The sequence below is a fragment of the Neisseria sp. HMSC061B04 genome, assembly GCF_001836705.1.
In the GTDB taxonomy this organism is placed as follows: Bacteria; Pseudomonadota; Gammaproteobacteria; order Burkholderiales; family Neisseriaceae; genus Neisseria.
Genome location: NZ_KV830180.1, coordinates 104,833 through 117,854, shown reverse-complemented (window position 1 = coordinate 117,854; position 13,022 = coordinate 104,833). Strand labels below are relative to the sequence as shown.

20 protein-coding genes and 1 pseudogene are annotated in these 13,022 nt (G+C 48.3%); 3 read left to right on the top strand and 18 right to left on the bottom strand.

The genetic code is table 11. From position 1 onward, the window contains the following. The 18 genes and pseudogenes from HMPREF2661_RS11750 to HMPREF2661_RS03350 form a co-directional block, all read right to left on the bottom strand. Nucleotides 1-269: pseudogene (locus tag HMPREF2661_RS11750) on the bottom strand (hypothetical protein); the annotation flags it as partial. A 46-nt stretch (nt 270-315) separates the two neighbouring features. Further along, nucleotides 316-1,449 carry a 2-oxoacid:acceptor oxidoreductase gene (locus tag HMPREF2661_RS03425; RefSeq protein WP_070822348.1) on the bottom strand — a complete coding sequence of 378 codons (1,134 nt, stop codon included), beginning with the start codon at nt 1,447-1,449 and terminating at the stop codon, nt 316-318. 214 nt (nt 1,450-1,663) lie between these two features. After that, nucleotides 1,664-2,008: a Mor transcription activator family protein gene (locus HMPREF2661_RS03420; protein WP_079453739.1), complete on the bottom strand. Its 345-nt coding sequence runs from the start codon at nt 2,006-2,008 to the stop codon at nt 1,664-1,666. Then, entirely contained in the window at nt 2,001-2,480 is a 480-nt protein-coding gene (locus HMPREF2661_RS03415; protein ID WP_070616085.1) for a gp16 family protein, read from the bottom strand. Before HMPREF2661_RS03415 ends, HMPREF2661_RS03420 begins: the two co-directional genes overlap by 8 nt. A 147-nt stretch (nt 2,481-2,627) precedes the next feature. Continuing rightward, a complete protein-coding gene (locus tag HMPREF2661_RS03410; RefSeq protein ID WP_159069866.1) occupies nt 2,628-2,936 on the bottom strand; it encodes an HU family DNA-binding protein in 309 nt (102 codons plus the stop codon). A gap of 51 nt (nt 2,937-2,987) precedes the next feature. Continuing rightward, the gene (locus HMPREF2661_RS03405) at nt 2,988-3,287 is read right to left on the bottom strand and encodes a GIY-YIG nuclease family protein (protein ID WP_070539350.1); all 300 of its coding nucleotides are present in this window, start codon (nt 3,285-3,287) and stop codon (nt 2,988-2,990) included. 2 nt (nt 3,288-3,289) lie between these two features. Continuing rightward, nucleotides 3,290-3,901, bottom strand: a complete 612-nt coding sequence (locus HMPREF2661_RS03400) for a DUF3164 family protein (RefSeq protein WP_070616087.1) — start codon at nt 3,899-3,901, stop codon at nt 3,290-3,292. Nucleotides 3,902-4,059: 158 nt separating this feature from the next. Further along, entirely contained in the window at nt 4,060-4,515 is a 456-nt protein-coding gene (locus tag HMPREF2661_RS03390) for a hypothetical protein (protein WP_063068493.1), read from the bottom strand. Further along, nucleotides 4,499-4,999 (bottom strand): hypothetical protein, encoded by a 501-nt coding sequence (locus tag HMPREF2661_RS03385; protein ID WP_063068492.1) that lies wholly within the window; start codon nt 4,997-4,999, stop codon nt 4,499-4,501. Before HMPREF2661_RS03385 ends, HMPREF2661_RS03390 begins: the two co-directional genes overlap by 17 nt. Then, nucleotides 4,996-5,190, bottom strand: coding sequence for a hypothetical protein (locus HMPREF2661_RS03380; RefSeq protein ID WP_049351483.1), 195 nt, complete (start codon nt 5,188-5,190; stop codon nt 4,996-4,998). Before HMPREF2661_RS03380 ends, HMPREF2661_RS03385 begins: the two co-directional genes overlap by 4 nt. Further along, nucleotides 5,187-5,363 (bottom strand): hypothetical protein, encoded by a 177-nt coding sequence (locus HMPREF2661_RS11590; protein WP_157686100.1) that lies wholly within the window; start codon nt 5,361-5,363, stop codon nt 5,187-5,189. The genes HMPREF2661_RS03380 and HMPREF2661_RS11590 overlap by 4 nt, the downstream gene beginning before the upstream one ends. Continuing rightward, on the bottom strand, nt 5,360-5,500 hold the full coding sequence (locus HMPREF2661_RS11585; protein WP_159069865.1) for a hypothetical protein: 141 nt from the start codon (nt 5,498-5,500) through the stop codon (nt 5,360-5,362). The genes HMPREF2661_RS11590 and HMPREF2661_RS11585 overlap by 4 nt, the downstream gene beginning before the upstream one ends. A gap of 10 nt (nt 5,501-5,510) precedes the next feature. Next, nucleotides 5,511-5,744: a hypothetical protein gene (locus HMPREF2661_RS03375; protein WP_049351482.1), complete on the bottom strand. Its 234-nt coding sequence runs from the start codon at nt 5,742-5,744 to the stop codon at nt 5,511-5,513. Between the two features lies 1 nt (nt 5,745). Continuing rightward, a complete protein-coding gene (locus HMPREF2661_RS03370) occupies nt 5,746-6,891 on the bottom strand; it encodes an ExeA family protein (protein ID WP_070822346.1) in 1,146 nt (381 codons plus the stop codon). 41 nt (nt 6,892-6,932) lie between these two features. Next, the gene (locus HMPREF2661_RS03365) at nt 6,933-8,711 is read right to left on the bottom strand and encodes a DDE-type integrase/transposase/recombinase (RefSeq protein WP_107831890.1); all 1,779 of its coding nucleotides are present in this window, start codon (nt 8,709-8,711) and stop codon (nt 6,933-6,935) included. 3 nt (nt 8,712-8,714) lie between these two features. Next, nucleotides 8,715-9,557, bottom strand: a complete 843-nt coding sequence (locus HMPREF2661_RS03360; protein ID WP_070822345.1) for a hypothetical protein — start codon at nt 9,555-9,557, stop codon at nt 8,715-8,717. Between the two features lie 35 nt (nt 9,558-9,592). After that, a complete protein-coding gene (locus tag HMPREF2661_RS03355) occupies nt 9,593-9,871 on the bottom strand; it encodes a helix-turn-helix domain-containing protein (RefSeq protein WP_070822344.1) in 279 nt (92 codons plus the stop codon). Then, nucleotides 9,871-10,071, bottom strand: a complete 201-nt coding sequence (locus HMPREF2661_RS03350) for a DNA-binding protein (protein WP_070822343.1) — start codon at nt 10,069-10,071, stop codon at nt 9,871-9,873. Before HMPREF2661_RS03350 ends, HMPREF2661_RS03355 begins: the two co-directional genes overlap by 1 nt. A 142-nt stretch (nt 10,072-10,213) precedes the next feature. Between HMPREF2661_RS03350 and HMPREF2661_RS03345 the strand changes: the two genes are divergently transcribed. From HMPREF2661_RS03345 to HMPREF2661_RS03335, 3 genes are read left to right on the top strand one after another with little or no spacing between them, the layout of a single operon-like run. Next, the gene (locus HMPREF2661_RS03345) at nt 10,214-10,885 is read left to right on the top strand and encodes a LexA family transcriptional regulator (RefSeq protein WP_070822342.1); all 672 of its coding nucleotides are present in this window, start codon (nt 10,214-10,216) and stop codon (nt 10,883-10,885) included. Nucleotides 10,886-10,900: 15 nt separating this feature from the next. Continuing rightward, complete coding sequence (locus HMPREF2661_RS03340; protein ID WP_254324909.1) at nt 10,901-11,980, top strand: nucleoid-associated protein; 1,080 nt, start codon at nt 10,901-10,903, stop codon at nt 11,978-11,980. Then, a complete protein-coding gene (locus tag HMPREF2661_RS03335) occupies nt 11,977-12,984 on the top strand; it encodes a GTP pyrophosphokinase (protein WP_070822341.1) in 1,008 nt (335 codons plus the stop codon). The genes HMPREF2661_RS03340 and HMPREF2661_RS03335 overlap by 4 nt, the downstream gene beginning before the upstream one ends. The last annotated feature ends 38 nt before the right edge of the window (nt 12,985-13,022 follow it).

Below are 13,022 nucleotides of genomic sequence, written 5' to 3'. Positions count from 1 at the left end.
CCAGCCGCTAAATCGTGTTCTTCCAACACAATCGGCAGATAGTTCGGCGCATCCAACGTAATCACATTAGACGCCGCACCGACGGCACGCTTGGTGTCGTATTCGACAAAAGAGCCTTTACCGAACACCGGCACCTGTACGCCTTCTTTATCAGTGAATACTTGAGGGAAAATTTTCTCGGCAATAAATTCCGCGTTTTTATAACCGACTGCCAGATTGGTTAAAACTGGATCGACCTGACCGCGAAGGCGGCGCAAATGAGAACTCATCGTTCATCCTTTCAAATTGAAATGCGACGACATCGTCGCTTTTGGGTTAAACGGCGGTACGGCGTGCCGCTTCTTCGTAGCTGATGCCTTCTTTGGCTGCCAAAGCCACAGCACGTTCGTGATGGCTCAGCGCATCAGGATTAGCCGCTTCGGCAAAATCGGCCGGCAGTCCAGCGGCAGCCATAGGAGTAGTCCCTTTGGTATAGTGGCCGCTTGGCAATACTTCCGGCAGGTTGCGCAAGAATTGGCGCAACGCTTCGCCAATGGTGCTGCCTTCGCCAAAATCGACGCTGGTATGTTCGGGGTATTCTGCGAAGTCCAATACCTGCACCACCAAATCCTTATCGGCAGGTTTCAGACGGCCTTCTTTTACCAAGGCTTCGGCAAATTCGGCATTCTGATCATGTTGACCTTCACGCAAGGCTTGGTCTTGCTCGTCTTGCAAGCGTTTCAGCTCTGCTTCCGCAGCGGCTGCCTTAGCTTCGGCTTGTTCACGGGCGGTTTTTTCGGCTGCCAGTTGTTCTTCGGGCGACATAGAGGTCTCCTTGTTTTCATGGGTTTGAGATTCGTTTTGGGTTACAGGGTCGGCAAATGCCGGTGTGGGCGGTTCGGGCTGCCAGTCTGCCGATTCTTCAATGTCGCGAATTTCCCAATCGGCAACTACTTTATCGGCGGTGGCCACGTCGTACTGCTCAATCAGCCACTCACGCAGACGGCGGAAAATCGAGGCCGTGCGGCGGTGTGCATATTCGGAAAACTCGACATACTCATCGTCTTCAGCAAAATTAATGGCGGATAAACCTTTTACCGCAGGTGGTTGCGCACCGAGAAAACCGACATGGCGCAGATACCAAGAGCCTGGCTTCGGATTGCTCGGGCTGTCGGGCGGATAGAAACTGGCCGACACTTTTTTGTAACGGCCGCTTTGTACAAGACTGACAAAATCATCGTCCATTTGCGCAAAATCGGCCGACAGCACACCACCATCGGCTTGCAGACTGCCCACCCAGCCATAGGCCGGAGCATCGGTCTTCGGATGGCCGATAACCAGTGGTGCTTCATGCAGCTTTGGATCATATGCAGCAGCTGCCTGAGCCACATCCGCATCGGTAATCGTCACTTTTCGGCCGTTATTGTCAGTACGCGTGCCGGATTTAAAAATTTCAAACAACTTTTTCACAAAAAAGCCCCATCGGATTGATGAGGCTATTTTGACAAAGGCCGTCTGAAACGGCTTTTAATGCGGTTTAAAACATGTTTTCCTCAAAATGCGCAAAAACGGCATTTTTAGCGAGTTTATGGCTCAGGGTAGGCAAACCCCCGACCAAGATGAGAAACGCAATATAAAAGCGGTCAGGATAAAACCTGACCGCCATTCCGTTTTATTACAAGACTTATCCAAACAAATCAGTCTGTCTTTTCGACCTTTCCGCATCTCCGACTGCCTTCACAATGCGATAGATTTGTTGAACAGTTAAATCAAATTTCTTACTTAATGCTGCATGATTCTTACCATTAAATTCCCGATATACCTGTTGGTCTCTTTCCGATACCTTGCCGATATGGTTCTTCGGGATATAAATCAATTGACCTCCCCAGTTGTCCGTAATGAATCTTGCCACCTTCTTACTTACCACCTTCGCCTGAGTTTTATCCAACATCGGCAGCTCAGAACATAAACAGGCAGACATTTGGTCTTCCAAATCGGTCACCAGCTCGGGTACGCGTTCATCAGCCACTTAGCACCTCCAGTTTTCTTTCCTCGCGTAACAACCATTGTTTCAAGTGTTCAATAACCTTCTGTGCATTATCAATATCAAGCCAGCCATGATAATCAACGCCGACCATACGCTTTACAAACCTGCCCAAAGCCAGCTCGGACGGATTTCTTACTGCACCGATATCGTGTAGCTCAAGCCATAACGCACGTATTTTTTTAATTTGGCCATCAACCGCAGGATGGGCAGGCCGGATTTTAATATCCGGCTTGTCACTTTTAGCCTGCGCTTTTGTCGTTACTACAAAACCACGCGCCTTCAGAGCCGTTACCACCAGTTCTAACTCATCGACCGACAACTTAGTGCTGCTCGTTTTCCCGCGCGAAATATTGGCCAATAGCGTACGGTACTCGCTATCGGCCATCATCAACTGCGTTTTACCGACGTGGATCAGACGGATTAAACGCTGTTTTTTCGCTTTTGCCGTTTCCATGCTAATCCTTTCTTTTCACATACTGAAACGCTGTTTCATATATTTAAATAAATCAATATATTATGCCTGATTCTACATTTGCCGGTAGTCATTTGGCAAATAAAAAAGGCCGTCTGAAAGTTTCAGACGGCCTTTTTTATAGCCTAGCTATGGATTGACTGCTTCTTTCAACGCCTTGCCCGGGCGGAATTTTGGCGTTTTACGGGCGGCAATGGTCAACGGCTCGCCGGTCTTAGGATTGCGGCCTTTGCGCTCGGCAGATTGGGCGGCGTGGAACGAACCGAAGCCGACCAACGTAATGTCTTTGCCGTCCTTCAGCGTCTGCGTTACCACGCTGACAAACGCATCGACAAATTCCGCCGCATCGCGTTTGCTCAATTCTGCCTCATCGGCGATGGCTTGGATTAATTCAGATTTATTCACTTTTTGACTCCTATTTAGATTTAAATGCGGCAGACCGTGCCGCGCGGTTTATGGATTTATAGTTTCAGATGGCTTCAGTTTTTATTACCGCTCATCAGAGATTGATGTCTTGCCGCTTTGATGACTGCCAGATTCGGATATGCCAACACCTGATAAACCGATGTACTCCTTGCCGGTTTTCTTGTCGGTAATTACGTATACCCCGCGATAATTTGAGTAAGCAAGATCATCAGGAATAACAGCAATGCGTTTCACAACGATGCGGTCTTCGGTTTGGATATCTACTGGCTTTCCCTCTCTATATTGCTGATAACTGGCATTTGGTTCACAAGCTGCTAACACAAAAAGGCATATGAGTGACAAGAAAATTTTCATTTTTCCCATGTTCACACCTTCGCTACATCCAAATTCATCAGCTGATACTCCCCATCTTCGCCGCGCTGATACACCCGCACAAACGGCTTGCTGATATGCACCTGCAAACTGTCGGAGAGCGCATCCATCGCCCGTTGCCATTTTTCATCCGTAATTTGCAGGCGGCGCAGACCAAGTACGCGGGCGGTGCTGATATTGCCTTCTTTATCCACTTGGAAGGCCGCGTTAATCAGTGTTTTCAATTCCGTGCGGCTGCCTTCCGTCCATTCGTTGATACACTCATCAATCAAGGCTTTGGCGGCAATCAAACCTTCGTCAAATACCAACGTATCCTGCATGGCAAGGTTGACGCGGTATGCGCCGTCAAAGCTGTGCAGGCTGATATTGCCTTTCTTGCCGCCAACAGATACGTCATAGCGGTCGGCACTCAACTGTACAAACGCCGCAATATCGTCCATCGCCTCGCGTTTGAACGCCATCAGGTTATCCTGCACCGCGCGGGCTTTGGCGGCGATTTCCTGCACCAGCTCGTCGCGCAGCAGGTCGATTTCTTTAATATTGGCCAGCGGCACGAGATTGCCTTTGGCATCCTGTTTGTATTGTTTCATGTCTAAGTTACTCATAATGTTTCCTATGTCCTTCCAATTCCATTGATATTTGCTTCAATAAATCGTCATCAAATCCGTTATTGCCAGCGAATTTTTCAAACTCTTCCCAGTATTCCGTCAGAAATTCCTGTATTAAGTCGGATTCCTGATTGTCAAAAAACGTACTCATTTGATTATTTGTTTCCCTTCTGCCTTTCGGCATAAATCCTTTTACATTCGTCCACCGACCGATGCCTCGGCCCGTGTATCCAGTCCCTGTCCATACAGGGCGCGTTTTTCAATCTGCCGACAATCTTTTTCAGTTCGGCGGCCTGCGCTTTGCCGTATTCCGTCGGGCGGTGCTTCTTTTCCAGCCTCGGCACCATTCTGACTTCGGGCGGCGGCAGGTGTTTGATAAGGTCGGCAGGGTTTGGCCACTCTGACGAGGACGCCGCAATAGCCCTAAAGGATGTCTGTATCCTGATTCCGTCCTGCTCCGGTTGCCACGACCGGCCGCTCAGTATGCCCAACCAAAGTTCGGCGACTGCCGTCAAATCCGCCGAGGCAGGGCGGCCTTTGAGGTTTAAGGCGGCGAGCATCATAAAACCCTGCGCGATTGCTTTTTTAAGCCAGTTATTGTTCGCCTCCATTTGACCACTCCATCAAACCGCCCAACCCGCTCCTCAATTTAGTACTTACCCCCTTTTCCGCGGGAGAGGGTTGGGGAGAGGGCAAAACCGCAATTCCCGCCGTCTTTTCAGGTGACCAAAACGTGATGTTTTCCAACAAATAACCGTGGCTGGTCAGCGGCGGCGTCAACTTTCCCGCGTCCCGTGCCTCAAGGCATCGCGTTACCGCCCAAATCCAAGCCTCGCGCGGGGCCGGGTAAGTTTTGCGGTTGCGGACAATCTTTCCGTCCCGTATCATCGGCGCAATCTCGCCGACGAGCTTTGAAACACGGTTAAAACTTAAATCCTTTTCGGCGGGGCGAAACAGCGTCAGATACCGCAATACCGCCTTAAAAAGGTCATCTGAAATGCCTGTCAGGGCAATCAGGGCTTCGCGGGCATCGTCATGGGCGATTAATACATCCAAACTCATCACCGCACCGCAGGTAGGGCAGCGTACTTTCATCTCGCTGCCTCCAAATCCTTACGGCTCAAACACCGCAATGCCGTCTGAACCACATCCTCAATTTCATCCGATAGCCGAGATGACACATACATCATCACAAACTTACCCGACACCGTTGTCAGCTCAGTGACAAGATGACCGCCTTTTTCGCGCCATACCGACACTTTGATTTTGCTGTAATCCCTGTTCATTTTTCTTCTCCCGCGGGCTCCAAAACCACGCCTGTTATTTTGTCTGTCTCGCTCATCCCGCCGTAAACTGCCTCCCAGTTTTTATCGGCTTCCAGAGCATCTCTTTGATCTGCCGTTACCGCGACCGGCTGGCAGGCGGCAAGCATGGCGGTCAGTATCCATAACCCCCTCATTTGTACTGCCCCCTGTCATAGACGTTGATCTGCATAGGCTGTTTTTGGCGGCAAGGCTCGGTCAGCCTTGCCTGTATGGCTACGACGATGGACAGCAGCACAATTACAATGGCAAATTCGATTCCATCTTTTTTCATGATTTCCCCTTTATTTTTCAGATTCTTCCGATTCGTTGATACCGGCCAGAACGGCTAACTCCACTATGTCCTGCCAAGTCAATACAAACCGCTTCCCAGTAGCTTTACTGACGACCATCGGCTCACATCCCACAGAGATTTCCATCGTGTATTCCATGCTGCCGACTTTCCCGGTAGCTACCTGTTTTCTAAGTGGGAGCAGCAAGTGATTGGGGTCAATAAATTTTCCGAATTTGTTATCCATCTCACACCCCCCGTACCACATCGCCGTCAACAAGTTCAAATCCCAATTCCGCCGCCTGATTCATCGCCGCTGCCACAAGATTGTTGACAGCCAGAGGATAGAGCAGGCTGTTCTGTTCAACCCCTTTGCTTGTTCTGCTCTTCACAGTCAAACGTTCCGCAACCGCATCCACCGCACTTTGATTCAAAACTTTTGAAACATCCGCACCGACCCGGGCAAACTTGTGTTTCAAATAGCCTTCCAGCTTGCCGTCAGTCAGAGGCAGGAGGGTAACTACCTCGCAACGTTGCACCACCTCGCGCACAGCAGGATTGTTTTCGCTGAGCTTTTGCGCCAACTCCGTCTGACCGATTAAGACAATCCCGAGCAGTCGTTCAAAACCGTTCTTCAGCTCAAAAAAGCGTTTTAAGTGTTTCAGGGTCGGCAGAGGCAGGCCATGAGCCTCTTCAATCAGCAGCAGGTGCTTGTTACCGGCTTTTGCGCTTTCAGTCAGAGCGCGATGAATTTGGCGGAAACGAGCCTCCGGACTGCGTTTCGGGCTTGTTCCAGGCGCCACCGCCTCCAAAATTGCCTCAGCGATATGCACCGCTTTGAGTGTCTTACCCTTTTGGTCGTTGTCTTCCATTGCCAGCACATAAGGCTCAATCAACACAATTTGACGGCCTTCGCGGTTGATACGGTCTTGCAGGTCTTCGCGCAGTGTGGATTTACCCGCGCCGCTTTCACCGACCACCGCCACAAAACCGCCATGACAGGCCGTCTGAAACATTGCCTCACGTACATAACGCACGTCAGGGGTCATATACACATCGTCTGCCGACTGGATTTCATCGTTGAACGGGTCGCGGAATAATCCAAAATGCTGTTTTGCGGCTTGGTTCAGGGTTGCTTTTCGTAGTAACATCTCATTGTCCTTGTCTTCGTAAGTTGCTTGGGCAGGTGCGGTTTCCGGCTCGTTTCTCAGGCTCGCTGGGATTTCCGCACCATTCTTTTCAAAAAATTGTTTCAATTTCCTTCGCAGCTCGGCTGCGTTTTTTTTCGGCCATTGCCCGTGATTGACTACCGCCACCAGCATCGGCTTGCTGCATCCAATTTCGGCTGCGGCGGCGGCATAGGATTTGCCGATTTTTTGAAAACTTTGTTTCATCGTTTTCCTCTCTACAAATGCGACGACGTCGTCGCATTTGCCTAACCGGTTTTATGTAATTTCAGACGGCCTGCCGTTTTCAGCTTGTCAAAAACCGCTTCCAACTGACTGGCGGCCACACCGTCCGGATAATGTTTGGTAATGAGCGCAACAGCCTGTTTCCAGTCTCCACCTTCGGCTTCGATACGCGGCTTCAACAGCTTCGCTATTTCCACCTTGCTCAACACCTGCTCGGCGACCTCCATCCGGTTGTATTCCATCTGCTGGCCGCCACGCTCCAAATAGAGCGTATTGCGTGTAGCGAGCGTATCTTCCTGGTGCTTGAATGGATCTATAGACCCGCCGAACGGTACAGCCTTGCCTTTTCGATTGGCTGCCGCCTGCTCCAGCGTTTCCGCTCCCATAGCCATCTTGTCGAGCTCCTTCGCATGTTGCTGGGCAGCAGTATTGCCCGGTGCCTTGTACTCCTCGCCGATGACTGCCGAATCGGCTCTGAAGCCCATGTCGTCGAACACCACTTCCGGCACAGCCACCCATGTTTCACGGCCGTCTGCATCAAACGTTGCCACTCGTGCTCCGTTCTCTTCCCAAGGGTTTTTGGCTACCAAAACCTTCTGTCCAACCAATATGCCTTGAATGGCTTTCACACTGTAGAAACGACCGCCGAAGCGTATTTCCAAATCAGCCGATACCTTGGCTTCTTTTGGCGCACTGATTGCCAACTCTCGGCAATATTCCGCAGGAGGTGGCAGGATCAGCTGCTCCGGTTTGATTTTGTTCCACGCCTGATAGCGGGTCATACCGTGACGGCTGTGAATCTGCGTACCGTTGTAGTAACGCATCCAACGTTCGGCTAAGGCGTTCAGTTGGTCGATATCGTGCACCTCGGTAAAGCGCAAACCGCTTTCAAAAGATGTTTCCACAATGTCATTGGCTTTCTCTACCTGGCCTTTGGCTCGGGGGTTGCCGGGTTTATTGATCTGCACATGCACATCAAGCGACTTGCACAGCGTTTTAAAAGCAGACGACGTATTCGCACTTCCCGGGTCAAGCATGACCATGCGCGGCACACCGCGTATAGGATCCTTACGCACATCCTCCTTGGCTTGCATCATGAAGATGAAGAAATCGCACAAGTTCGCACTCGTCTCGCCACCGAAGTAGTACCGGGCGACAATCGTTCCACTGGCATGGTCGGTGCCGGTGTAACGCCACACGCGGTCTTGCTCAATCTTCACAACATTTTTAGGTTTGTTTTTGTAGAATTCCTCCTCTTTCATCACCCTAAGCCCCGTATCCTTGCCGTGTCGCGGCAGGTAATACAAAACACACAAACTAGGGTCGATTTGCCAGCAATGATTCGGATGTTCAGATTTCATACGGCTGACAGGATCAGGCTGAAGTAATTGGTCGGGATGTAGCTTGTACTCTCGTAAAGCCCGGGTAATGGTGTTTTCAGAAAGAGGACTTACTTCCCCCGTTTCCTCATCAATCCGCGCCGCCTCGATTTTGCCGTTGGCTCGCAGCATCTCCACTGCTTGCTTGACCGACATCAACCGCTTTCCGTTGCGCCTCATGGCCTCCACCAGTACAGCCGAAATCAGTTTGGCTTCTTCCAGCTTCAGTTCCGTTTTACCGGCATCGCTTCGCCGTTTTCGGCTCGGCTTAACACTCACAGACTCCAATTTCCGATAGAGCGTAGCGAGCGATACCCCTAAATCCTGTGCCGACCGTTTCAGATACTCCGACCGTTCTCCCCGTCCAAGCAAAGCGGCTTGAGCCTCGATTTCAGTCAGTCTTTCTACCAATCCGGCGTTCATGATTTATTCTCCCAACCACTCCGGCGTCTCATCTTGAGGGGCTTCCATCGGTAGATCGTAGCTCTCGCGGATGATGTTGCAATCCAAAATAATCTGATTCAACGCCCCGACCATTTTTGCCTGATGACTAATCCCGTGCGCCTCACTGTGCGCATTAAGTTGGTCGAACAAATCTTTCAGACGGCTCACTTGACTGCGGATACCGACCTCAAGGCTTGATAACTGCATCGTCAATTCACTGCCCACATCTTCCGCCTTCGGCTCTCTTACACCGGCTTGCTTCTTAGCCAGCTTTTCCGCCAGCTCATCGACCTTTTTGTTTTTGTCGGCGATGACTTTGTCTTTCGCTTCGGCGGTTTCACGGCTTTCGCGCAAGGCGGCGCGCAATTCGTTGCGTGTCATACGGTCGATGTCGTCCAATGTGTGGCCGTTGATGTCGCCGCCTTCTGCCAGTTCGATGAGTGAATCGTCATCTTCAACTAAAAGTTCGAGCAGCTTGGATTTGCCTAAATCCATCAATTTGGGTTGGGCTGCTTTCATTTTCGGATCGATAAAACGCAGCGTCGCATTCATCAAGCGTTGGGCTTCGCGTTTATGCAGACCAAACTCTTTTTCAGTAATCTCCGCAAACCGGCCATGCGGTGTATGCTCTTTAATGATGATGAGTGCGCGGCCCAGCTCAAACATACCTTCCATGGTTTGGCGTACCGCAAAACGTCCGCGTTCAATCCAAACCGCTTCGTTGTAGGCTTCGCCGCCGGAATACTTCTCCATTACCGCCATACTGTGGATGGCCAGCTCGTTTGGCGTTGCGCCGACTGTGTGTCCCAATACTTCTGTTGCCATTTTTCTCTCCGTCAAATGCGACGCCAGCGTCGCATTTAATAAATTCGTTGTTCAAGTTCCTGCAAGCGTGCTTTCAGGCGTTCGTGTTGCTGGCGGAATCCTTCCGCAATCTGCAAGGTCTTCACGCTGTAAGCAAAATTGCCGTTATCCAGCTTTACCACCAAGCCCTCGGCAATCAGGTCATCCAAATCACGGCTTACCTGCGTGGGTGAGAGGCCGAGGCCGTCTGAAATTTCTTTGTTACTGATACCGATAATCGGGTGGGCTTCCAAGGCTTTAAAAACCCGCAGCAGTCGGATGCCTTTGGTACTCATCACGCGCTCCGTTTCTCTGCTTCCGATTTGGCCTTTATTCCCAGCTCCACTGCGATTTCATGCGCTTTGCCGCGATTGGCTTTAATCGTGCCGTTTAAAATCCGCGACACATATGTCGGGTCGTACCCCCGCTCGTCGCACCAAGATTTGATGGTTTCGCCTCGTTTGCGGAAACCTTCCTTCACTTTTTCTGCATTCACGGAATATCTCCTATTTCCATCTCGTGATAGAATGTTGAATATTTAAAGATTTAAACAATCTTGCTTAAATGTTGGATAAATATTAACTGGATTATTTCCATAATGCAAGATTATTTCTAGGATATTTTTCGAGATTAATTCTATGAGTTTGATTTTTACTGGAAATATTCGCAAGTTGATAAGCGAAAAAGACCTGACAATTGCAGAATTTGCTGAAGCGATTAATGAAAAACTGTCGCGTGTGAATGATGTTTTAAGCGGAAAACAACGTCCGCCATTTGATATGGTAGAAAAAATCCTGACAACTTTTGATATTGACGCAAATTGGTTGATTACAGGAAAGAATAGTTCTTCTAAAAATCCAGATGAGCAAAAGAATTATTCCGAAGAACATGAATACGACTACGTCCCGATGTTTGATGTTGAGGTGTCTGCAGGCAACGGTGCAGCCGCCTATGGCGCAACCGAACCGGCCATGCACTTGGCGTTCCGCAAAGACTGGCTCAAATCACGCGGCCTGTTTGCAAAAGACCTCAACTGCGTGGTGGCACGCGGCGACAGCATGGAGCCGACCATCAACAGCAAAGACACGCTATTGGTCGACACCAGTAAAAACAACCCGCGCGACGGCCATATCTACGTCATCCGCAGCGGCGACGTGTTATGGGTAAAGCGTGTCCAACGCCAAATCGACGGCAGCCTGCTCTTAATCTCCGACAACTCGACCTATCCACCTATGCCGCTGATGCTGGCAGACCACCCCGACATACAGGTCATCGGGCAGGTGGTTCAGGTTTCAAAAGACTTTAATTAACTTACAATAGGAAAAATGATGACAGAAACGAATTACTCTTTTGAAGGGCTGGTAATTGAAAAAATTATTACCCATCGTATTTATCCGAAAAATGAAAATAGAGAGCGTGTAGAACCTAAAATCAGTACGCAGTTGATTGATTTGCCTATTATGGCAAGAAGAACATTGGAAAACAGGCTGACCAAAGCTTTGGGTAATAAATCTCATGGCATTGAAATGTCTATTGCCAATACGGCTGAAAATAGTTTTTTTCAGATAGCAGCAGCCATACAACTCAAAGAGGAAGCAGAGTTTATTGAAGATTCCGCACAATTTGCTCACATGTTGACCGATGCACAACTGAATACGAATGCACCGGGTGGTATTTTGTTGGTATTAAAAGGTAGGGTTGGAGATACCGGCAAACCGTTTTTATGTGTGATTAAGGCTGAGCCTCAAGATGGGTTCAGGACCAAAGAAGAGGATGACTTTATCACGATTGAATTCTTAGAGGAATTATTGCTGACCGATTCAGCAAGACTATTCAAAATAGGTTTTTTGGTAGCCGAAACAGTAAGGCCGCAGGAGCAAATACAATCTGGGAATTATCGGGCTTTTTTGTATGACCATCTGATGACACAAACGGAAACTAGGCCAGCAGCTTCCTATTTCTACCAAGTGTTCTTAGGCATGAGTATAGCTGCTTCTTCCCGTAAGCTGACACAGAATTTTTTTGAATGGACACGTAATTTTATCGATAACTCTGATTTGAGTGATGATGAAAAGTTAGATACACATGAAGCATTGCGTGTCACATTGAAAAGTGCAGCAGCAACCATCAGCGTTAACGATTTTGCTCAAAATTATTTACCTGAAGACAAGCAAAAAGCTTATACAGAATTTATGATAGCTAAGGATTTTCCTCAAAATGCTGTAAGTAAGGATATTGAATATATTAAAACTCGTTTACGCAAACGGAGGTCTTACGGATTTAGTAACGGTGTAGTTATCTTGACTCCTCCCGAGCATACTCAAGACTATATGGAAATTGCGCCAACGGAAGATGGGGAATATACTGTTGTCACAATTAAAGGACAGTTACAACAACAAAAATGAGCGATATTGATGATTTCAAAAGCTATTTAGAAAGCCACCAAGCGGCATTTGCCGCTTGGGGTAGATTTGTGGCTGAAGAAATTCAAAATCAATTATCCAATGTCATTTCTCCTGTTCCGGTTGCCAATTTTCTAAAAATTGAAGCAAAGCCTAGAGTCAAAGAGATTTCTTCAGCTCTGGCCAAGATTGGCCGAAAAAATTACACTTCACCTCAAACTCAAATGACTGACTTGGTCGGCGTACGTTTTGTGGTATTGCTTGCGGAACATATTCAAATAGTTTGTGAAATCATTGAATCCTCATCACAGTGGAATGCTAAAGTTTCGAAAGATTTTGCAGATGAAATTCAGCAAAATCCCAAAGCATTTGACTATCAATCCAAACATTACGAGATTCGTCCTAAACAAGCATTCATTACACCCGAAAATGTCAGCATCCCTGCTGATTTGTGCTGTGAAGTTCAGGTGCGTTCTTTACTCCAACATGCTTATGCAGAGCTGGTTCATGACAATATATACAAGCCTGACGGCAATGTTCCAAAGAAAGCAGAGCGCGAAGTCGCGAAGAGCATGGCTTTGATGGAAACTACAGATGACTTATTTAGTCGTACTCTGGCAATTTTGAAAGAAGCAAATCAACCACAAGAAGAACTTCTTCCCCAATTATCACAGCTTTATCAAGAGGAAATAGGGCTTGTTCCTGAAGTTGATAAAAAAACCAATATGATTTTTCTAGAAACATTTCAATCCAGCATTGACCCTTCAAATATTCTTGCTAATATCCGGTCACTTTTGAATGAGAAGAAATATCTTGCTAATCGGATAAAAGAAAATGCTGAAGAAATGTATTTTTTCAGTCAGCCAGCAGCTTTGTTGGTTTATTGGCTGATTGAGAAAGTTGGTGCAGATGAAGTATGGAAAAAATGGCCTTTGCCTGCATACAACAAAAACCTGAAATTCATTTGTACTGATTTGGATAAGCAACCATCCCATGAACTCTTTTAACCCCCTTTAAAAGCCCATTCAGACGGCCTTTTCTAAAA

What these genes read in the sequence shown, in the direction of transcription:
- HMPREF2661_RS03360 (WP_070822345.1), bottom strand. Translation starts at nt 9,557, where the DNA reads ATGGCAACAGAAGTATTGGGACACACAGTCGGCGCAACGCCAAACGAG.
- HMPREF2661_RS03335 (WP_070822341.1), top strand. Translation starts at nt 11,977, where the DNA reads ATGAGCGATATTGATGATTTCAAAAGCTATTTAGAAAGCCACCAAGCG.
- HMPREF2661_RS03375 (WP_049351482.1), bottom strand. Translation starts at nt 5,744, where the DNA reads ATGGATAACAAATTCGGAAAATTTATTGACCCCAATCACTTGCTGCTC.
- HMPREF2661_RS03365 (WP_107831890.1), bottom strand. Translation starts at nt 8,711, where the DNA reads ATGAACGCCGGATTGGTAGAAAGACTGACTGAAATCGAGGCTCAAGCC.
- HMPREF2661_RS03370 (WP_070822346.1), bottom strand. Translation starts at nt 6,891, where the DNA reads ATGAAACAAAGTTTTCAAAAAATCGGCAAATCCTATGCCGCCGCCGCA.
- HMPREF2661_RS03415 (WP_070616085.1), bottom strand. Translation starts at nt 2,480, where the DNA reads ATGGAAACGGCAAAAGCGAAAAAACAGCGTTTAATCCGTCTGATCCAC.
- HMPREF2661_RS03405 (WP_070539350.1), bottom strand. Translation starts at nt 3,287, where the DNA reads ATGGGAAAAATGAAAATTTTCTTGTCACTCATATGCCTTTTTGTGTTA.
- HMPREF2661_RS03385 (WP_063068492.1), bottom strand. Translation starts at nt 4,999, where the DNA reads ATGAAAGTACGCTGCCCTACCTGCGGTGCGGTGATGAGTTTGGATGTA.
- HMPREF2661_RS03400 (WP_070616087.1), bottom strand. Translation starts at nt 3,901, where the DNA reads ATGAGTAACTTAGACATGAAACAATACAAACAGGATGCCAAAGGCAAT.
- HMPREF2661_RS03340 (WP_254324909.1), top strand. Translation starts at nt 10,901, where the DNA reads ATGATGACAGAAACGAATTACTCTTTTGAAGGGCTGGTAATTGAAAAA.
- HMPREF2661_RS11590 (WP_157686100.1), bottom strand. Translation starts at nt 5,363, where the DNA reads ATGAGGGGGTTATGGATACTGACCGCCATGCTTGCCGCCTGCCAGCCG.
- HMPREF2661_RS03345 (WP_070822342.1), top strand. Translation starts at nt 10,214, where the DNA reads ATGAGTTTGATTTTTACTGGAAATATTCGCAAGTTGATAAGCGAAAAA.
- HMPREF2661_RS03390 (WP_063068493.1), bottom strand. Translation starts at nt 4,515, where the DNA reads ATGGAGGCGAACAATAACTGGCTTAAAAAAGCAATCGCGCAGGGTTTT.
- HMPREF2661_RS11585 (WP_159069865.1), bottom strand. Translation starts at nt 5,500, where the DNA reads ATGAAAAAAGATGGAATCGAATTTGCCATTGTAATTGTGCTGCTGTCC.
- HMPREF2661_RS03380 (WP_049351483.1), bottom strand. Translation starts at nt 5,190, where the DNA reads ATGAACAGGGATTACAGCAAAATCAAAGTGTCGGTATGGCGCGAAAAA.
- HMPREF2661_RS03355 (WP_070822344.1), bottom strand. Translation starts at nt 9,871, where the DNA reads ATGAGTACCAAAGGCATCCGACTGCTGCGGGTTTTTAAAGCCTTGGAA.